This window comes from Pseudomonas sp. N-137 (assembly GCF_034555295.1).
Lineage (GTDB): Bacteria > Pseudomonadota > Gammaproteobacteria > Pseudomonadales > Pseudomonadaceae > Aquipseudomonas > Aquipseudomonas rhizophila.
The window spans coordinates 504,439-523,556 of the sequence record NZ_JAXUDQ010000006.1; the positions used below are offsets into that span (position 1 = coordinate 504,439).

A 19,118-nucleotide genomic window follows, 5' to 3' on the forward strand; every position below is an offset into this window, starting at 1 on the left:
TCACAGAAGCGGATTGCGTGCGCAGTTTAGTCCGCGTCAGCCAACACTCGCTCAAGCGTCCGCGTGACCCCGTGTTCGCGCAAGCTGTTGCAGCACCACTCGAAGGCTGCCACGAACTCGGGCGAGTGGGGAATGGCCGTACCGAAAATCTCTTCGACCTCCAGCAGGCGCTGGGTCACCAACGCATCGTCGGCCACCAGCGCCTGGCAGAACGCCGCCCGCGGGTCCGGGATCGAATACGTCACGCCGTTCTCATCCACGCCCTTCAGGTACACGGCCCAGGCCGCCACCACCAGCGCCGCGCGACGGGTTTGGCCGCTGTCGGCAATCAAGCGGTTGATCGTCGGCACGGTGAATTTGGGAAACTTCGACGAGCCGTCCGAACACACCCGCTCCAACTGGTCGGCAATTGCCTGGTTGGAAAAACGCTCCACCAGCGTGTTCTTGTAGTCGGTCAGGTCGATCCCTGGCACGGGTGCCAGTTGCGGGGTCACGTCCAGGTCCATGTAGGCACGCATGTAACGCACGAACAGCGGGTCGTTCATGGTTTCGTGGACGAAGCGATAACCCTTGAGAAAACCCAGGTAGGTCAGCGCCAGGTGACTGCCGTTGAGCAATTTGATTTTCATTTCTTCATAGGGCGAGACGTCATCGGTGAACTGCACGCCGACCTTTTCCCAGGCCGGGCGACCGTTGACGAATTTGTCTTCCAGGACCCACTGCACGAAAGGCTCGCAGACCACCGGCCAGGCATCGTCGACCCCATGCTCGTCATGCAGTTGCAGCCGGTGGGCGACGCTGGTCATGGGCGTGATGCGGTCAACCATGGCGTTGGGGAAGCTCACGTGGCGATCGATCCATTGGCCCAGCTCGGCGTCGCGCAACGCGGCGAATGCCAGCAGCGCCTTGCGGGTCACGGCACCGTTGTGCGGCAGGTTATCGCAGGACATCAGGGTGAACGCCGGGGTGCCGGCGTCCCGGCGCCTGGCCAAGGCTGCGCAAAGGAAACCGAAGACGGTTTTCGGCTCGTCAGGATGGGCCAGATCGTGCTGGATCTGCGGCAGGTGGGCCATGAACTCGCCGTTACTGTCGTCGATGCAATAGCCGCCCTCGGTAATGGTCAGCGAGACGATGCGGATTTGCGGGTCGGCCAGTTTGTCGATCAGGGCCTGGGCGCCGTCTTCGGCCAGCAGCATGTCATTGATGGCTCCGATCACCCGGATTTCGGTGTCGTCGGTGTCCCCCAGCTCGTACAGGGTAAACAGGTAGTCCTGGCTGGCCAGGTCATCCCGGGCGCGGCGATCTTCGGCCCGCAAGCCCACGCCGCAGATGGCCCAGTCCAGGTCGGTGCCGGTGTTCATCAGCGCATCAGTGTAGTAAGCCTGGTGCGCGCGGTGGAAGCCGCCGACGCCGATGTGGGCGATGCCCTGGCTGATATCGCTCAAGGAATAAGCGGGCAGGGCGACCTCAGGGCTGAGGTTGTGCAGGTTCTGTCGATTGAGTTTCATCACAAGTCTCGGTAATCAGGCGGCGATGCGCAGCGCACGGGTGACCGCCACGCCCTCGGCATCGAATAAGTGGCAGTGTTCAGCATCCAGGTGCAGGTTCAGTTGCTCACCGAAACGGCTCGCCAGGTCGCCGCGCACGCGCATGGTCAAGGCTTCACCGGAGGCGGTGACGACGTGACAGAAGGTGTCGCTGCCCAGACGTTCGCTGACATCGGCGGTGACTTGCAGCGTGCAATCGCCCGGTTGTGCCAGGTTCAAATGCTCCGGGCGAATCCCCAGGGTCACCGCGCCGCCGACGCTCAGGCTGGCCCCACTCAGGGGCAGGCTGATCCGGGTGCCGGCGTCCAGCAGGACCTCACAACCCTGGTTCTCCAGCCGTGTGACTTTGCCTTTGAGAAAGCCCATTTTTGGCGTACCGAGGAACCCGGCGACAAACAGGTTGGCCGGCTGGTGATACAGCTCCAGCGGCGAGCCGATCTGTTCGACGCGCCCGCTGTTGAGCACCACCACCTTGTCGGCCAGGGTCATGGCTTCGACCTGATCGTGGGTGACGTAGATCATCGTTGCCTGCAGCTCCTTGTGCAGGCGCGCCAGTTCCAGGCGCATCTGCACGCGCAGGGCGGCGTCGAGGTTGGACAGCGGCTCGTCGAACAGGAAAATCTTCGGGTTGCGCACGATGGCCCGGCCAATCGCCACACGCTGGCGCTGGCCGCCGGACAACTGCTTGGGCTTGCGTTCAAGCATCGGCCCCAATTCGAGGATGCGCGCCGCTTCGTTGACCTTTTTCTCGACCTCGGCCTTGGGCACGCCGGCCAGGTCCAGGGCGAAGGACATGTTCTTGCGCACACTCATGTGCGGGTAAAGCGCGTAGGTCTGGAACACCATCGCCAGGTCGCGCTTGGCCGGACTGACTTCGGTGATGTCCCGGCCGTCCAGTTCGATGGTGCCGTCGCTGACTTCTTCCAGGCCGGCGATCAACCGCAGCAGCGTGGACTTGCCACAACCCGACGGGCCGACAAAGACCACGAACTCACGGTCGTTCACTTCAAGGTCGATGCCCTTGATGATGGAGAAACCTTCGAAGCCTTTTTGCAGATTCTTGATTTTCAGGTTGGCCATGATGATGGGCCTCCACTTCTGATAATGGTGTAAGGCGCGTTATTTCACGGCGCCGAAGGACAAACCGCGTACCAGCTGTTTCTGGCTGATCCAGCCGAAAATCAGGATCGGTGCGCAGGCCAGGGTCGAAACGGCCGACAACTTGGCCCAGAACAAGCCTTCGGGGCTGGAGTAGGACGCGATCAGAGCCGTCAGCGGCGCGGCTTTGGACGAGGTGAGGTTCAGCGACCAGAACGCCTCGTTCCAGCACAGGATCAGCGACAGCAGTACGGTGGAGGCCAGGCCACCCTTGGCGATGGGCAACAGGACGCGAACCATTTCCTGCCACAGCGTGGCGCCATCCAGACGCGCGGCTTCAAGGATGTCGCGGGGAATGTCCTTGAAGTAGGTGTAAATCATCCACACCACGATCGGCAGGTTGATCAGCGTGTAGATGATGATCAACGCAGTCCGCGTGTCCAGCAGGCCAAAGCTCTTGGCCAGCAGGTAGATCGGCATCAGCACGCCCACCGGTGGCAACATTTTGGTGGAGAGCATCCACAGCAACGTGCCCTTGGTGCGCTGGGTTTCATAGAACGCCATGGAGTAGGCCGCCGGCACCGCAATCAGCAGGCAAAGGGCGGTGGCGCTGAAGGAAATCACCACCGAGTTCCAGGCGAAGCTGAAGTAGTTGCTGCGCTCGTTGATGTGCAGGTAGTTCTCCAGCGTCGGCGTGAAGATGAACCGCGGCGGCGTGGCGAACGCGTCGATTTCGGTCTTGAAGCTGGTCAGCACCATCCAGAAGATCGGGAAGAAGATCAGGATCGCGATGGCCCAGGCCAGCGTACCCAGCAGCAGGCTTTGCAGGCGACGGGATTGTTGAAGTGTCATGGCTGCGGCCTCAGTTCTTGTCGGTGAGGTTTTTGCCGATCATCCGGACCAGGATGATGGCGGCGATATTGGCAATCACCACGGCAATCAAGCCGCCGGCCGAAGCCATGCCGACGTCGAACTGCACCAGCGCCTGGTTGTAGATCAGGTAGGCGAGGTTGGTCGAGGCATAGCCGGGGCCGCCGTTGGTGGTGGTGAAAATCTCGGCGAACACCGACAGCAGGAAAATGGTTTCAATCATCAGCACCACCGCAATCGGGCGCGCCAGATGGGGCAGCGTCAGATGCCAGAAAATCGCGATGGGCCCCGCGCCATCCAGGCGGGCGGCTTCTTTCTGTTCCTGATCGAGGGACTGCATGGCCGTCATCAGGATCAGGATCGCGAAGGGCAACCATTGCCAGGACACAATGATGATGATCGACAGCAGCGGGTAGTGGGCCAACCAGTCCACCGGCTGTGCGCCGAACAGTTTCCACACCGAGGCGAGAATTCCCGAGACCGGGTGGAAAATCAGGTTCTTCCAGATCAGCGCGCCCACCGTGGGCATGATGAAGAACGGTGAAATCAGCAATACCCGCACGATGCCCCGGCCGAAAAACTCGCTGGCCTCCAGCAGCGCACTGATCAACACCCCGAACACGATGCTGATCAGCAACACGCTGCCCACCAGCAGCAGAGTGTTGGTCGCCCCGGGGACGAAGCCCGAATCGGTCAGGAAGTAAGTGAAATTCTCCAGCCCGACAAATTCGTTCTCGCCGGGGTAAAGCAGGTTGTAGCGGATCAGCGAGAAGTAGACGGTCATGCCCAGTGGCACGATCATCCAAAGCAGCAGCAACCCCACCGAGGGGCTGACCAGAAACCAGCCTGGATTGGCCAAGCGGTTTTTGCGAACCGGTGGGGCAATCTCGCTGTGTGCTTTGGCGGTTGTCGTTGAACTATTCATGGCATTGAACCGATTTGTGCGGGCCTACAAAAATCCATTGTGGGAGCGAGCCTGCTCGCGATAGCGCAGGGTCAGGCAACATAGATGTTGAATGTGCCGGCCTTATCGCGAGCAGGCTCGCTCCCACATTGACGTCGGGGTTACTTGGGATAACCTGCGCGTTTCATCTCGCGTTCCGTGGTGGACTGCGCTGCGGTCAACGCCTGGTCCACGGTCTGCTGGCCGGTCAACGCGCCCGAAAAGAACTTGCCGACCTGGGTGCCGATGGCCTGGAACTCAGGAATGGTCACCAACTGGATACCGATATAAGGCACAGGCTTGAGAGTGGGGGCTTTCGGGTCAGCGACTTTCAACGACTCCAAGGTCACCTTGGCAAACGGCGCGGCCTTCATGTAGTCGTCGCTATAAGTCGACGTACGTGTGCCTGGCGGTACGTTGGCAACGCCATCGGTCTTGGCGACCAATTGGCTGTATTCCTTGGACGTCGCCCACATGGTAAAGACCTTGGCCGCTTCCTTGGCTTTGGAACTGGCGGGGATGGCCAGCGACCAGGAGTACATCCACGAGGTGCCTTTGTCAGTCGTTTCATGGGGGGCGAAGGTGAATCCGACGTGATCGGCCACCTTGCTTTGGGTCTTATCGGTGACGAACGAACCGGCGACGCTGGCATCGACCCAGATTGCACATTTGCCGCTGTTGAACAGCGCCAGGTTCTCGTTGAAACCGTTGCTGGAAGCGCCCGGCGGGCCGGATTTCTTCATGTTGTCGACGTAGAAGTTCAGGGCATTCTTCCACTCGGGGCCATTGAACTGCGGCTGCCACTTCTCATCGAACCAGCGCGCGCCAAAACCGTTGGCCAGGGTCGTGATCAGCGCCATGTTTTCGCCCCAACCAGCCTTGCCTCGCAGACACAGGCCATATTGCTCCTTGGTCTTGTCAGTGAGTTTTTCCGCGAACTCACCGATCTGGGTCCAGGTCGGGTGTTCGGGCATGGTCAGCCCGGCGTCCTTGAACAGGTCGGTGCGGTAGTAGGTGATCGAGCTTTCGGCATAGAACGGCAGGGCGTAGAGCGTGCCCTTGACCGATAGGCCTTCACGCACGGACGGAAAAATATCATCCAGGGCATAACTGGCCGGCAAATCCTTCATCGGCTCCAGCCAACCCTTGGCCCCCCAGAGTGCGGCTTCGTACATGCCGATGGTCAGCACGTCGAACTGCCCGCCCTGGGTGGCGATGTCGGTGGTCAAGCGCTGGCGCAGGACGTTTTCTTCGAGCACCACCCAATTGAGCTTGATGTCCGGGTGCTCAGCCTCGAAGGTCTTCGAGAGCTTTTGCATGCGGATCATGTCGCTGTTGTTGACGGTGGCAATGGTGAGGGTCTGTGCGCCGAAACTGACGCTGCTGAGGGTCATGCAGGTGGAGACAAGCAGAGCTTTTACCGAAGGTTTCATCGCGCACTCCTTTTCCGCGCCCAAGGGCTGCGGAAGGACAGTTATTGTTTTTGTGTCTTCCGGATGAAGGGAAGAATGTGCGCTGATTACAGCCCTCAATCGCCGGCGAGACAAATCATCCGTCGCACTTGCGCTGATACTTTTTTGCACTGGATGGGATTTGGTCTGAGAAGGGGTTAGCTGTGGCGAGGGGATTTATCCCCGCTGTGTGGGAGCAAGGCTTGCCCGCGATGAGGATGACGCGGTCTTCCGGAGAACCGAGGCGCCTGCATCGCGAGCAAGCTTTGCTCCCACATAAATCCCGCCACAGAGATAATCCGGGATTGTCAGCCCTGGTTCTGTTCGGTCAACCGCTGCACCGCCAGCCGCCGGTAATGGGAAGGGGTCATGCCCTTGAGCTGCTGAAAGCGCCGGTTGAAGTTGGATATGTTGTTGAAGCCCGATTCAAAACACACGTCCGTCACCGGTTTGTCGCCGTCGGCCAACAACTCGCAGGACTTGCTGATACGCAGGCGATTGACGAACTCGATGAAACAGCGGCCGGTGGCTTGTTTGAAGACGCGGCTGAAGTACGTCGGTTTCATGCCCAGATGGTCGGCCACTTCTTCCAGGGACAGTTCCCGTGCGTAATGGGCAAAGATGTAATCCACCGCGCGGTTGGTACGGTCAACGCTGTGCTCATCCGCCGGTTGCGCAGCGGTGGCCCCGGAAAGCAACTGATAGTCATCGGTTGCGGCCAGCAGCTCCATCAGGATGAAAAAATGCCCCAGGCGACTCATGCCTTGGGAATCGGCGATGCGCTGCATCAGGATCATGGCCTGGCGGATAGTGCGCTTGCAGCGAAATTCGATGCCGTACTGGGCGCGCTCCAGCAACGGCGCGACGGTCTTGAGCTCGGCAAACACCTGATGGCCGCTCTCGAACAGCTCGTCGGTAAAATTCACCAGCATGTCACGCTTGGGCACCACTTCGTCCTCGGCGACCTGGCTGATCCAGTTGTGGGGCAGGTTGGGGCCGGTGAGAAACAGCGATTGCGGGTAAAAGTTGCCGATATAGTCACCGATGAATACCTTGCCGGAGCTGGCGACGATCAGGTGCAACTCGTATTCCTTATGGAAATGCCAGCGCACCAGCGGGCACGGGAAACCGTGCTGGCGATAGATGATGGACAGCCCGTTATGGTCGTCCATCAGCTCATAGGAAGGGTCGGTGACTCTTGCAGTTCGGGTCATGGCCTGGCGCTTTTATTGTTATTGCCGCTGGATAATGCCCCCTTCGCCGCACGGGTGCTACCCCGTAACGCTTCCGGCCTGACTGTTGCGGTTCTTCTCCTCAATCCACTGGGACATGTATTGAGTGCTCTTGTGCTGGTGATGACGCAACATGCTGCCGGTGAAGTTATCCCGGCGCCGTTGCTCAAGGTCGGCGCGACAGGCTTCGAGGCAATCGATCAGCGCCTGGGCGTGGACCTGTCGGCGGTAACGGTCCGCCAGCAGCGCCAGGCCGTTATCCCGGGCGCGGGTCCAAAGGCTCTGCTCGCGGTACAACTGCACAGCGGCGTGGGCGATATCTTCGGCGCTTTGGGCAATCGCTCCGGGCCAGGGCATTTCACCGTGCATGGCTTCTGCGCCGATGGGTGTGGTGACATTGGGTGTGCCGCACAGCATGGCATCGATCAGCTTGCCCTTGATGCCGGCACCGAAACGCAACGGCGCCAGACAGACACGTGCCGCCGACATGACCTGCAGCGCATCCTCGGCCCAATTCATGATGTGAAACCCTTGGGCCGCGTTGTGCAGCGCCGCAGCCTTAGGCGGGGTGTAGGCGCCATACAGGTGCAGTTGCGCATCAGGCAGCTGTTGGCGGATCAATGGCCAAATGGCGTTTTTCATCCAGAGCACGGCGTCCCAGTTCGGCGCGTGGCGGAAATTGCCGATGCTGAGGAAATGCGCCCGGTCTGCGAACGGCACGCGTGCTTCGCTCGGCAGGTCCAGCATCAGTGGGCACCAATGCAAGAGGTTGCGGGGCAGTTTGAAGTGCTCTACCAGCAACTCGATCTCGACTTCGGACACCATCAGGCTCAGGTCGCACCGGTACAGGGCGGCGATTTCCCGCTTGGCCAGGTCGGTGCCGGCCATCAACTCGAACGCTTGAGGCAGGTCCTGCGCAAACAGATCGCTGAAATCCTGGGAAACGTCATCCTTCTTCAACCGATCCTTGAGCCGCTGATGCCGGGCGTGGCGCAGGCTTTGCAAATCGGACGTCTCCAGCACCCGAAGGGCGCCGGGGCAGTGTTTCTCGACCCGCCAGCCGAACTGTTCTTCCATCATGAACTGGTCGAACAACACGATATCCGGGGCCAGTTCAGCGATGAATGTATCGAAACTGCTGCTGTTGAGCTCGATCGGCACTTCGCCGATCCCCAGCGCGATCAGGTCGGCACGGTTCTCGCCAGGGCCCGCGGGACTGCTGAAGGTGATGTCCCAGCCTTGCCCAAGGAAGGCTTCGAGGATCTGCATGACGTGCCCGCTGGCAGCCGATGAACGCGGCTCGGGCCAGACATAGCCGATAACCAGGACCTTGGTGGCGGTGGGTTGACGCATGAGCGGGTGCTTCCTTGGAACGAATCGACGTGGGCGCTATCAGCGCGGGGCGCCGATAGTGACCAACAATTGCGTCAGGCTCAAGAAAGAATGCCGTTGACCTTGTCGCGCAACTGATCGATGGAAAAAGGCTTGCCAATCACCGCCATGCCTTCAGGCACATCGATGCTTTCGGCGTAACCGCTGGCAAACAGAATGGGTAACTGAGGCCGAGCCGATCGGGCCTGCTTGGCCAGCTCGCGACCGTCCATCACCGGCAGGCCGACATCGGTCATCATCAGGGCGATGGGCTGCGCATCGTTACGCAGATACGCCAAGGCCTGTTCGCAGCCGTCCGCTTCCAGTACCTGGTATTCCAGCTCTTCCAGCACGTCGACAATCAACATACGTACGATGTCGTCGTCTTCGACTACCAGAATGGTCGGCTGGGTATCAGGAGCGGGGTTGTGCATGGTAGACATTCTCAGGGGATTGGGTTGGGGAGGTGTGCCAAAAAAACGGCCTTATGCATGAGTAAGTAGCGAGGGGGCACAAGTTCCCTGGGTTGTACAAGAAAGGATCTATAGTACAAGAGCTGACAAGGATCGTCGCTTCCTCAGGCTTTTCGTGGAGTTTGCGCCTTTGCCCCGTCAGAATGTGGATCCAACCGGTATTTTTCGGCAAACTCCACGGTTTTCAACTGTCCACCAAGGCTTATTCCATGACTCCTTCGTCTTCGGTTGACGAGCAAAGTTTTCGCAAGCTCCTGAGCCGCAATATCAGCCTGCCACTGGGCATGGGCGCCCTCAGCGCGGTGTTTTTCATTGTGCTGATCACCTATCTGCTGTCGGTGATCCAATGGGTCGGGCATACCGATCGGGTGATCAATAATGCCAATGAAGCGCTCAAGCTGAGCGTGGATCTGGAAACCGGCATGCGCGGCTACCTCCTGACGGGCGACGAGCATTTCCTCGACCCTTATGAAGTGGCCAAGCCGCGTATCGCCGTCGCCCTGGAGACATTGTTGGAATTGACAGCCGACAACCCGATCCAGACCGACCGCCTGCATAAAGTGCAAGCGCTCCAGGTGGAGTGGGCCAACTACGCGCAAAGCATGATCGACCTGCAACGCAGCAGTGGCGATTACCGGGGAGCGGTGAAGGCCGGGCGTGGCAAGCGCTTGACCGATGAAATACGCAAGACCTACGAGGATATCGTCGAATCCGAGCAGCAGCTGCGCGCAGAACGCAACGACCAGGTGCGCACCACCACCCTCTGGAGCATCGCTCTGTACCTGTTGTTCGTGGCCGCCGTCAGCGGCTTGCTGGCCTATGTCGGGCGCCGGGATCTGTTGGGGCTGTCCAACAATTACAGCGCCAGCCTGAAGGTCCAGCAGCAGAGTGCTTTGCATCTGGAAAAACAGGCCTGGCTGCGCAATGGCCAGACGCTACTGGCCGAGCAGGTTCTGGGGCAACTGACGTTGAACCTGCTGGGACGCAACATCCTGCAGTTCTGTGCCCAATACATGGGCGCTGTAGTGGCCGCACTGTATGCGCGGGAAGAAAGCGGCCTGCTCAGGCGCGTCGCCACCTACGGCATGTCCCGAGAGGATGAAGAGCAACAGCAACAGGTGATCGTTGTCGGCGAAGGCATCGCTGGCCAGGCGGTCCAACAGGCGCGACTCATCCGCCTGGATGACGTGCCCGACGACTACCTGAAAGTCAGTTCGGGGTTGGGCCAGGGGTTGCCCAACAGCGTACTGGTCATGCCCACCAGTGACGATGACCGGATCAACGGCGTTGTCGAACTGGGCTTCCTGCGACCTGTGACCGATCGCGATATCGAACTGCTGGAACTGGTGGCCGGCAATATTGGCACCTCCATCGAAGCGGCCCGTTACCGGCAGCGTTTGCAGGAAGTCCTCGCCGAAACCCAACAGTTGAACGAAGAACTGCAAGTTCAGCAGGAAGAACTCCGGACCGCCAACGAAGAGCTGGAAGAGCAGTCACGCATCCTCAAGGAGTCCCAGGCGCATCTGGAAGCCCAACAACAGGAACTGGAGCAGACCAACGAGCAACTGGCTGAACAACGCGATGCCATGGACCAGAAGAACAGCGAGCTGAACCTGGCGCAGATCCAGTTGCAGGAACGCGCCGAAGAGTTGCAGCGTTCGAGCAAATACAAGTCCGAGTTCCTGGCGAACATGTCCCATGAACTGCGTACACCGCTCAACAGCTCACTGATCCTGTCCAAGCTGCTGGCGGAGAATCCGCAGCAGAACCTCAACGAAGAACAGGTGAAATTTGCCGAGTCGATCTATTCCGCCGGTAACGACCTGCTGAACCTGATCAACGACATTCTCGACATTTCCAAGGTCGAGGCCGGGAAACTGGAAGTGCGTCCGGAAAACACCGGCGTGACGCGCCTGGTGGAAGGCTTGCGTGACATGTTCATGCCCCTGGCGACCGAAAAAGGCCTGAGCTTCGAGGTGCAACTGCTGCCCGACGCCCCGGCCATGCTGTATACCGACCGTCAGCGCCTGGAGCAGGTACTCAAGAACCTGCTGTCCAATGCCATCAAGTTCACCGAGAAAGGCACGGTATGCCTGACGGTGGCCGGCCAGGCCGGGGCGGGCATCGCGTTCATGGTGCGGGACTCAGGAATCGGCATCGCCGCCGATCAGCAACAAAGCATCTTTGAAGCCTTCCGCCAGGCCGATGGCACTACGAATCGCCGGTACGGCGGGACCGGTTTGGGCCTGTCGATTTCCCGCGACCTGGCCACCTTGCTCGGCGGCTCGATCTCTGTCTCCAGCGAGCCGGGGCAGGGCAGTGTGTTTACGCTGGTATTGCCAGAACGCTATGTCGAGTCGGGTGAGCCGCTGGTAGAACCGGGGATGTTCACTGCGACCACCACAATGGCGCCACCCGCGCCCCCTGAACCCGTCAGCGCACCGCTGATCGCCCAGGTCGATGTGCCCGTCGCCCCCTTCGCCGATGACCGCGACAAGGCACCGTTCAACACCCGCTGCATTCTGGTGATCGAAGACGAGTCCAGCTTTGCCCGGATCCTGTTCGACCTGGCCCACGAACTCGGTTACCAGTGCCTGGTGGCCCAAGGTGCCGATGAAGGCTTCGACCTGGCTTCGCAATTGAGCCCCGATGCAATCCTGCTGGACATGCGCCTGCCGGATCACTCCGGGCTGACGGTATTGCAGCGGCTCAAGGAGCAACCTGGAACCCGGCACATCCCGGTACACGTGATTTCCGTCGAGGATCGTGTAGAAGCCGCGATGCACATGGGCGCCGTCGGCTATGCGGTCAAGCCGACCTCTCGCGAAGAACTCAAGGAGGTATTCGCCCGCCTGGAAGCCAAGCTGACCCAGAAGGTCAAGCGGGTGCTGCTGGTGGAGGACGATGATTTGCAACGCGACAGCATCACCCGGCTGATCGGTGACGATGACATCGAGATCACCGCTGTCGGCCTGGCGCAGCAAGCCCTGGACCTGCTGCGAAGCAACGCCTACGACTGCATGATCATCGACCTGAAGCTGCCTGACATGCTGGGCAATGACCTGCTCAAGCGCATGTCCACCGAAGATATCTGCTCATTCCCGCCCGTGATCGTCTACACCGGACGCAACCTGACCCGCGATGAAGAAGCCGAACTGCGCAAGTATTCACGCTCGATCATCATCAAGGGCGCCCGTTCGCCGGAGCGGTTGCTGGACGAAGTGACACTTTTTCTGCACAAAGTCGAATCCCGGTTGTCCCATGAACGGCAGCGGATGCTCAGGACCGCCCGCAGCCGCGACAAGGTTTTCGAGGGCCGTAAAGTGCTGCTGGTGGACGATGATGTGCGCAACATTTTCGCCCTGACCAGTGCCCTGGAGGCCAAGGGGGCGATCGTCGTCATCGGCCGTAACGGCTATGAAGCGATCGAGCGTCTGAACGAAGTCGACGACATCGACCTGGTGCTGATGGATGTGATGATGCCGGAGATGGACGGTTTCGAGGCCACCGCGCTGATCCGCAAGGACCCGCGCTGGCGCAAGCTGCCCATCATTGCCGTGACGGCCAAGGCCATGAAGGATGATCAGGAGCGCTGCCTGGCGGCCGGTTCCAACGATTACCTGGCCAAGCCGATCGATCTGGATCGTCTGTTCTCGCTGATTCGCGTGTGGTTGCCGAATATGGAAAGAATTTAGTGGAACGTAACACTGACATTGAAATCCGTTTGTTGATCGACGCGATCTACCTCAAGTACAGCTACGATTTTCGGGACTATTCCGGCGCCTCCATCAAGCGTCGGGTCCAGCACGCGCTGAGCCAGTTCGAGTGCAAGACCATCTCGGCACTGCAGGAGCGCGTGTTGCACGACCCGGGCATGTTCATGCAACTGCTGCAACTGTTGACGATCCCTGTCAGTGAGATGTTTCGCGACCCGTCGCATTTCCTGGCGATCCGCGAAGAAGTGGTGCCGCTGCTCAAGACCTATCCTTCGATCAAGATCTGGATCGCTGGTTGCAGCACCGGGGAGGAGGTCTATTCCATGGCGATCCTGCTGCGCGAGGAAGGGCTGCTGGACCGCACGCTGATTTATGCCACCGACATCAATCCGCGGTCCCTGGAAAAAGCCAAGCAGGGCATTTTTTCGCTCGAGAACGTACGGGCCTACACCCAGAATTATCAGCGCGCGGGAGGGCGGCGATCATTTGCCGATTACTACACCGCCGCCTACGATTACGCGATGTTTGACAAAACCCTGCGCGAGAACGTGACCTTTGCCGATCACAGCCTGGCGACTGATAGCGTATTCTCAGAAACTCAGTTAATTTCATGTCGTAACGTCTTGATATATTTTAACAAAAAGCTGCAAGATCGCGCGTTCGGATTGTTCCATGAGTCCCTCTGTCACCGTGGTTTCCTGGTACTGGGCAGTAAAGAGACACTGGATTTTTCGTCTTTCGGCAAGCAATTCGAGCCGTTGGTCAAACAGGAACGGATCTATCGCAAGTTATGAATCAGACGATGCACAGATCCAGATCGCCCATTCAAGCCATTGTCGTCGGTGCATCCGCCGGTGGCGTCGAAGCGCTGCTCAAAGTCTTCGGGCAACTGCCAAAGGGCTTCGGCGTACCCATTCTGGTCGTGTTGCATCTGCCCGATGAGCGTGACAGCCAGATGGCCCAGGTCTTCGGCCATCGTCTGGCGATACCGGTGCAGGAAGCTCAGGACAAGCAGAACATTCAACCGGGCACTTTGTATGTAGCCACACCCGGCTATCACCTGTCGGTCGAGGCCGACCGCAGTCTTTCGTTGAGCCTGGAGGAACCGGTGCACCATTCGCGGCCGTCGATAGATGTGCTGTTCGAATCCGCCGCCGACGCCTTCGGTCCGAACCTGCTGGCGGTCGTGCTGACCGGCGCCAACAACGACGGTGCCCAGGGCCTGGCCAAGGTCCGGGAGCTGGGTGGAATTACGGTGGTCCAGGACCCCGGCGAAGCCCAGGTTTCGACCATGCCCGAAGCAGCACTTGCCCTGCAAGAGCCCGACCATATCCTCACTTTGCAAGGCATCGGCCAATTGTTGGCCGCTCTGGAATGAACCACATGCCAAGAGATATTCAAGCCAAACTGCTGATCGTCGACGATCTGCCAGAAAATCTGTTGGCCCTGGAAGCGCTGATCAAACTCGACGGCCGCCAGGTTTTCAAAGCGCTGTCGGCCGATGAGGCGCTGTCCTTGCTGCTGCAACACGACTTTGCCCTGGCCATCATCGATGTACAGATGCCGGGAATGAACGGCTTTGAACTGGCCGAGCTGATGCGCGGCACGGAGAAGACCCGTAGCATTCCTATCATCTTTGTCAGCGCCGCCGGCCGTGAGCGCAACTATGCCTTCACCGGCTATGAAAGTGGCGCGGTGGACTTCCTGCACAAGCCGCTGGACAACCACGCCGTCAAAAGCAAGGTCAATGTGTTCGTCGAGCTGTATCGCCAGAGAAAGGCGATGAAGGAGCAGGTCATTGCATTGCAGGAGAGCCGCCGCGAGCAGGAGGCCTTGTTGCAGCAGTTGCAGGCTACTCGCAGCGAGCTGGAACAGGCGGTTCGCATGCGTGATGACTTCATGTCGATCGTTGCCCACGAAGTCCGTACGCCTCTCAACGGCCTGATTCTCGAGACGCAACTGCGCAAGATGCACCTGGCCCGGGACAACGCCGCAGCCTTCAGCCTGGATAAGGTGCAGGCGATGGTCGAGCGCGACGAGCGCCAGATCAAGAGCCTGATCCGGCTGATCGAGGACATGCTCGACGTGTCGCGGATTCGTACTGGCAAATTGTCCATTCGGCCAAGCCGCTTCAACCTGACGACACTGGTTGAAAACCTGCTGCGCAACTTCCAGCCGCAGATCGCGGCGGCCGAATGCACATTGACGTGCTCGACCGAGCCGTCGGTGGAGGGACAATGGGATGAGTTTCGTATCGAACAAGTGGTGTCGAACCTGCTGACCAACGCCTTGCGCTACGGCGGGAAAAGCCCGATCGAGGTGCGCGTCTACAAAACGCCTGACCATGCTTGCGTCGAAGTCCAGGATCACGGTATCGGCATCAGCGAGGAAAACCAGCAGCGCATCTTCCAGCAGTTCGAGCGGGTGTCGTCCAAAGCCGTCGCATCCGGCCTGGGCCTGGGGTTATTCATCTCCGAGCAGATTGTGACCGCCCATGGCGGTACTATTACGGTCAATAGCCGCCTCAATGAAGGGGCGTTGTTTCGCGTCTGCCTGCCTTTGCAGAAAACGGTCCTGGCCAAAACCGTCGAACAGACGCAACCTCTGAGTGACCCTACGGTCGTATCAGCAGCTATTGATCGAACAAAGGCTTCTCATGAGTGAAGATGCGCAAGACGTTGTACTGATCGTCGAGGATGACCCGTCGATCCTGATGGTATTGTCGGCCTACCTGTCGGGCGAGGGGTATCGAGTGCTGCAGGCCGAAAACGGTGAGCAGGCGTTCGAGATCCTCGCCAGCAAGCCCCACCTGGACATGATGATCACCGACTTCCGCCTGCCCGGGGGTATCACCGGCGTGCAGATCGCTGAACCGGCGGTCCGGTTGCGACCCGACCTGAAAGTCATCTTTATCAGCGGTTATGCCCAGGAAGTGCGCGACACCGACAGCCCCATCACCCGCAAGGCGCCGATCCTGGGCAAACCGTTCGACCTGGATGTGCTGCAGGACATGATGCGGACGATGTTGTCCTAGGCCTGTAAAAGCAGGGTGCAGGGCGGGATTTTGTGGGAGCAGGCTTTGCTGCCACAAAATCCTTGATCACGGGCGCACGGTCGGCTGATATCCGGGCATTGCCTCAAACCTTGATCATCTCCCGCACCTTGGCCGTCAACAGGTCAAAGGTGAACGGTTTGGTGATCATCTGCATGCCCGGGTCCAGGAAGCCGCCGCGCACCGCTGCATGCTCAGCATAACCGGTGATGAACAGTACCCGCAGGTCCGGGCGGATCTGCCGGCCGATTTCCGCCAGTTGCCTGCCGTTCATGCCTGGCAGGCCCACGTCACTGATCAGCAGATCGATGCGCTGGCTTGACTGAAGGATCGGCACCGCGCCGTCAGCATCGGCTGCCTCGACGAAGGCATAACCCAGCTCGCTCAGTACGGCGCTGACCAGCACCCGCACCGCCGGGTCGTCCTCGACGATCAGCACGGTCTCACCGTCTTGTGCGTACGGGGCGTGTTGTGTATCGACCCGTGGTTCGTGAACCTCTTCACCGACGAAACGCGGCAGATAGAGGCTCACGGTTGTGCCTTTGCCGACTTCACTGTCAATCGTCACGTGACCACGCGACTGCTTGCTGAACCCATAGATCATCGACAAGCCCAGCCCGGTGCCCTGGCCGATCGGCTTGGTGGTGAAAAACGGGTCGAACGCACGATTGATGACCGCTTCGGGCATTCCGCAACCGGAATCCTGCACACTCAGCACGACGTAATCGCCCGGCTCCAGGTTGGTATAAGCCTGGGTGAAGTCGGCATCCAGGTGTTGATTGAGCGTCTTGACCACCAGTTGCCCACCGTCGGGCATTGCGTCCCGAGCGTTGAGTACCAAGTTGAGTAGGGCGCTTTCCAGTTGGTTTGGGTCGGCTTCGGCGATCCAGAGCTGGTCGTCCAGTTCCATGTCCAGCCGGATACTCTCGTTGAGGCTGCGCTGCAGTAGCTCGCCCATGGACAGCACCAGGGTGTTCATCTGCACCGCTTTTGAGTCCAGCGATTGGCGGCGGGAGAAGGCCAGCAAACGATGCGTCAGGCCGGCTGCGCGATTGGCCGATGTCACCCCCAGGTCGATCAGGCTGTCCAGATCCTCGGTGCGACCTCGGGCCAGGCGTCGGCGCAGCAGTTCGAGGCTGCCGATGATCCCGGTGAGCATGTTGTTGAAGTCATGGGCGATCCCCCCCGTGAGTTGCCCGACCGCTTCCATTTTTTGCGACTGGCGCAAGGCCTCTTCGTTGTGGCGCAGTTGGGCCGTGCGTTCTTCCACTTGTTGCTCAAGGGTCTCCAGGGTGGTTTGCAGGCGCAGCTCGCTGTTGCTCAGGTCGATCAGCCGGTCTCGGGCTTCATATTGCCTGCGCCGGCCCCGCAGGGCGGTGGTGACCACGCTGACCAGGGTTATCGGGTGAAAAGGGCGCTCGAGGAACGTTACGTTGCCCAACTGAGTGCCGATACGCGCCGCCGGGTTCTGTTCCGGCCCGCCGTGGTGGGTCAACAATACGATTGGCAAATCCGACCAGGCCGGTTGCTCTTCTATATGTGACAACAGCGTTTCCAGCTCCGGCCCGACCAGGGCTTCGGAGGAAATCACCAACAGGCCGGCGCCGTGCTCCAGCTCTTCGCACAAGTGGCCCAGATGCTGGCAGATAAGGCCGCCGAAGCCGGCTTCGCGCAGGATCATCAGGGCGATCTGGCTGTCGCGCCCCAGCGGTGCGAGGATCAACGCCCGCTCCGACAGGGGCTCGACCAGCGTCACTGTTGATCATCCTTGAGCAACGGATTATCCGCTCCCATATAGTTCGGCACCCCACGCAATACCCCCTGGAATGCTTCCAGCGGCTCGCCGATGGTCATGCCCTCGCTGCTGATGCGGTATTCGCGAATAGTGGATTCATGGCTACCGGTGCGTTTCTTGATGATGGAGATCGCTCGACGAACTTTGCCCAGCGCTTCGAAATAACGCAACAGAATCACCGTGTCGGCCAGGTAGGTAATGTCCACCGGGGCCTGCATATCGCCCACCAGACCGTGTTGCGCAACGGTCATGAAGGTCGCAGCGCCCCTGCGGTTCAGGTAGAGCAGCAGTTCATGTACGTGCAGCACCAAGGCGTTTTCTTCCGGCATGGCGGCCTGGTAGCCATTGATACTGTCGATCACGACCGTCTTGATGTTACCTTCATCGACGCAACGGCGTACCCGATGGGAGAACTCACCGGGAGACAGCTCAGCGGCGTCCACCTGTTCGATCACCAGGTTGCCGGTTCGTCTCAGCGCTTCCAGGTCGATACCGACGTTCCTCATGCGCTCGAACAGCAAGCCCAATTCTTCATCGAAGATGAACAGCGCGGCTTTTTCGCCACGCTGCACGGCGGCTGCAGCGAAAATCATCGAAATCAGCGACTTGCCGGTGCCGGCCGGGCCCAGGATCAAAGTGCTGGAGCCTGTCTCGATGCCGCCGCCCAGCAAGGCGTCCACGCCATCGAGGCCGCTGGACAGTTGTTGGCGCAGGTATTGCCCGCGGTGTTCGGCGGCTACCAGGCGTGGGAAGACATGAATGCCGTCGCCCATGATGGTGAAGTCGTGAAAGCCGCCACGGTATTTCTGCCCGCGATACTTGACCACCCGAATGCGTCGCCGCTCGGCGCCATAATTGGGTGTCAGTTCTTCCAGGCGAATCACCCCATGGGCGACGCTGTGCACGGTCTTGTCCAGGGATTCGGTGGTCAGGTCATCAAGCAGCAGCACCGTGGCGTCGTAGCGCACAAAGTAATGCTTGATCGCCAGGATCTGCCGGCGATAGCGCAGTGAGCTTTGCGCCAGCAGGCGGATCTCCGACAGGCTGTCGAGCACCACCCGGGTCGGCTTGACCCGCTCGACCACCTCGAAAATCTGCCGGGTCGCTTCCCCCAGCTCCAGGTCCGAGGAGTACAGCAGGCTTTGCTGATGCTCGGCGTTGAGCAGGCTCTCAGGAGGGGTAAGCTCGAAGATATGCACGTTTTCGTCGATCATCCAACCGTGGGACGCCGCGCCCTGGCGCAACTCACGCTCGGTTTCCGACAGGGTGATGTACAAGGAACGCTCGCCGGCCTGGGCACCGGCCAAGAGGAATTGCAACGCGACCGTGGTCTTGCCGGTCCCGGGTTCCCCTTCCAGCAGGAACACATGGCCGCGGGACAAGCCACCGGAAAGGATGTCATCCAGCCCTTCGATACCGGTGGCGGCTTTAGCGCTGATCAACTCGTTAGATGTAGACAAAAAAAGCCCTCTCATGACTAGGGAAGTGGGCAGCAGGCTGGAGTACGCCTGAAAATGAACTGCCTGAACACTTGACCTTTTGCCGTGATCACGGTTCCGCTTTCGTTGAT

General features: G+C 59.8%; 15 protein-coding genes. 5 read left to right on the top strand and 10 right to left on the bottom strand.

What is annotated here, in order from left to right:
• Window positions 1–26: 26 nt before the first annotated feature.
• The 8 genes from T3A99_RS04555 to T3A99_RS04590 form a co-directional block, all read right to left on the bottom strand.
• Window positions 27–1,508 (bottom strand): mannitol dehydrogenase family protein, encoded by a 1,482-nt coding sequence (locus T3A99_RS04555; protein ID WP_322833994.1) that lies wholly within the window; start codon window positions 1,506–1,508, stop codon window positions 27–29.
• A 15-nt stretch (window positions 1,509–1,523) separates the two neighbouring features.
• Window positions 1,524–2,627 carry an ABC transporter ATP-binding protein gene (locus T3A99_RS04560; RefSeq protein ID WP_047229112.1) on the bottom strand — a complete coding sequence of 368 codons (1,104 nt, stop codon included), beginning with the start codon at window positions 2,625–2,627 and terminating at the stop codon, window positions 1,524–1,526.
• Between the two features lie 39 nt (window positions 2,628–2,666).
• Entirely contained in the window at window positions 2,667–3,497 is an 831-nt protein-coding gene (locus T3A99_RS04565; RefSeq protein ID WP_322833995.1) for a carbohydrate ABC transporter permease, read from the bottom strand.
• A 10-nt stretch (window positions 3,498–3,507) separates the two neighbouring features.
• Window positions 3,508–4,440, bottom strand: coding sequence for a carbohydrate ABC transporter permease (locus tag T3A99_RS04570; RefSeq protein ID WP_139050046.1), 933 nt, complete (start codon window positions 4,438–4,440; stop codon window positions 3,508–3,510).
• A gap of 140 nt (window positions 4,441–4,580) precedes the next feature.
• Window positions 4,581–5,891, bottom strand: coding sequence for an ABC transporter substrate-binding protein (locus tag T3A99_RS04575; protein WP_047229109.1), 1,311 nt, complete (start codon window positions 5,889–5,891; stop codon window positions 4,581–4,583).
• A 326-nt stretch (window positions 5,892–6,217) separates the two neighbouring features.
• A complete protein-coding gene (locus tag T3A99_RS04580; protein WP_047229108.1) occupies window positions 6,218–7,123 on the bottom strand; it encodes an AraC family transcriptional regulator in 906 nt (301 codons plus the stop codon).
• A 57-nt stretch (window positions 7,124–7,180) separates the two neighbouring features.
• On the bottom strand, window positions 7,181–8,494 hold the full coding sequence (locus tag T3A99_RS04585; protein ID WP_047229107.1) for a glycosyltransferase: 1,314 nt from the start codon (window positions 8,492–8,494) through the stop codon (window positions 7,181–7,183).
• 80 nt (window positions 8,495–8,574) lie between these two features.
• Window positions 8,575–8,946 (bottom strand): response regulator, encoded by a 372-nt coding sequence (locus T3A99_RS04590; protein WP_047229106.1) that lies wholly within the window; start codon window positions 8,944–8,946, stop codon window positions 8,575–8,577.
• 248 nt (window positions 8,947–9,194) lie between these two features.
• Here T3A99_RS04590 and T3A99_RS04595 point away from each other — a divergent pair, with 248 nt between their 5' ends.
• From T3A99_RS04595 to T3A99_RS04615, 5 genes are read left to right on the top strand one after another with little or no spacing between them, the layout of a single operon-like run.
• Window positions 9,195–12,680: a response regulator gene (locus T3A99_RS04595; protein ID WP_322833996.1), complete on the top strand. Its 3,486-nt coding sequence runs from the start codon at window positions 9,195–9,197 to the stop codon at window positions 12,678–12,680.
• Complete coding sequence (locus T3A99_RS04600) at window positions 12,680–13,495, top strand: CheR family methyltransferase (protein ID WP_047229105.1); 816 nt, start codon at window positions 12,680–12,682, stop codon at window positions 13,493–13,495. Before T3A99_RS04595 ends, T3A99_RS04600 begins: the two co-directional genes overlap by 1 nt.
• Window positions 13,492–14,079: a chemotaxis protein CheB gene (locus T3A99_RS04605; RefSeq protein WP_047229104.1), complete on the top strand. Its 588-nt coding sequence runs from the start codon at window positions 13,492–13,494 to the stop codon at window positions 14,077–14,079. The genes T3A99_RS04600 and T3A99_RS04605 overlap by 4 nt, the downstream gene beginning before the upstream one ends.
• A gap of 5 nt (window positions 14,080–14,084) precedes the next feature.
• Window positions 14,085–15,365, top strand: a complete 1,281-nt coding sequence (locus T3A99_RS04610; protein ID WP_047229103.1) for a hybrid sensor histidine kinase/response regulator — start codon at window positions 14,085–14,087, stop codon at window positions 15,363–15,365.
• On the top strand, window positions 15,358–15,735 hold the full coding sequence (locus T3A99_RS04615) for a response regulator (protein WP_047229102.1): 378 nt from the start codon (window positions 15,358–15,360) through the stop codon (window positions 15,733–15,735). Before T3A99_RS04610 ends, T3A99_RS04615 begins: the two co-directional genes overlap by 8 nt.
• 103 nt (window positions 15,736–15,838) lie before the next feature.
• On the opposite strand, the gene T3A99_RS04620 is transcribed toward T3A99_RS04615, so the two are convergent.
• Entirely contained in the window at window positions 15,839–17,509 is a 1,671-nt protein-coding gene (locus tag T3A99_RS04620) for a response regulator (RefSeq protein ID WP_188250848.1), read from the bottom strand.
• Entirely contained in the window at window positions 17,506–19,008 is a 1,503-nt protein-coding gene (locus T3A99_RS04625; protein WP_076384603.1) for an ATPase domain-containing protein, read from the bottom strand. Before T3A99_RS04625 ends, T3A99_RS04620 begins: the two co-directional genes overlap by 4 nt.
• Between the last annotated feature and the right edge of the window lie 110 nt (window positions 19,009–19,118).

Bases quoted from the DNA above. Each gene is read 5' to 3' on its own strand.
- T3A99_RS04555 (WP_322833994.1), bottom strand. From the start codon at position 1,508: ATGAAACTCAATCGACAGAACCTGCACAACCTCAGCCCTGAGGTCGCC.
- T3A99_RS04560 (WP_047229112.1), bottom strand. From the start codon at position 2,627: ATGGCCAACCTGAAAATCAAGAATCTGCAAAAAGGCTTCGAAGGTTTC.
- T3A99_RS04565 (WP_322833995.1), bottom strand. From the start codon at position 3,497: ATGACACTTCAACAATCCCGTCGCCTGCAAAGCCTGCTGCTGGGTACG.
- T3A99_RS04570 (WP_139050046.1), bottom strand. From the start codon at position 4,440: ATGAATAGTTCAACGACAACCGCCAAAGCACACAGCGAGATTGCCCCA.
- T3A99_RS04575 (WP_047229109.1), bottom strand. From the start codon at position 5,891: ATGAAACCTTCGGTAAAAGCTCTGCTTGTCTCCACCTGCATGACCCTC.
- T3A99_RS04580 (WP_047229108.1), bottom strand. From the start codon at position 7,123: ATGACCCGAACTGCAAGAGTCACCGACCCTTCCTATGAGCTGATGGAC.
- T3A99_RS04585 (WP_047229107.1), bottom strand. From the start codon at position 8,494: ATGCGTCAACCCACCGCCACCAAGGTCCTGGTTATCGGCTATGTCTGG.
- T3A99_RS04590 (WP_047229106.1), bottom strand. From the start codon at position 8,946: ATGCACAACCCCGCTCCTGATACCCAGCCGACCATTCTGGTAGTCGAA.
- T3A99_RS04595 (WP_322833996.1), top strand. From the start codon at position 9,195: ATGACTCCTTCGTCTTCGGTTGACGAGCAAAGTTTTCGCAAGCTCCTG.
- T3A99_RS04605 (WP_047229104.1), top strand. From the start codon at position 13,492: ATGAATCAGACGATGCACAGATCCAGATCGCCCATTCAAGCCATTGTC.
- T3A99_RS04610 (WP_047229103.1), top strand. From the start codon at position 14,085: ATGCCAAGAGATATTCAAGCCAAACTGCTGATCGTCGACGATCTGCCA.
- T3A99_RS04615 (WP_047229102.1), top strand. From the start codon at position 15,358: ATGAGTGAAGATGCGCAAGACGTTGTACTGATCGTCGAGGATGACCCG.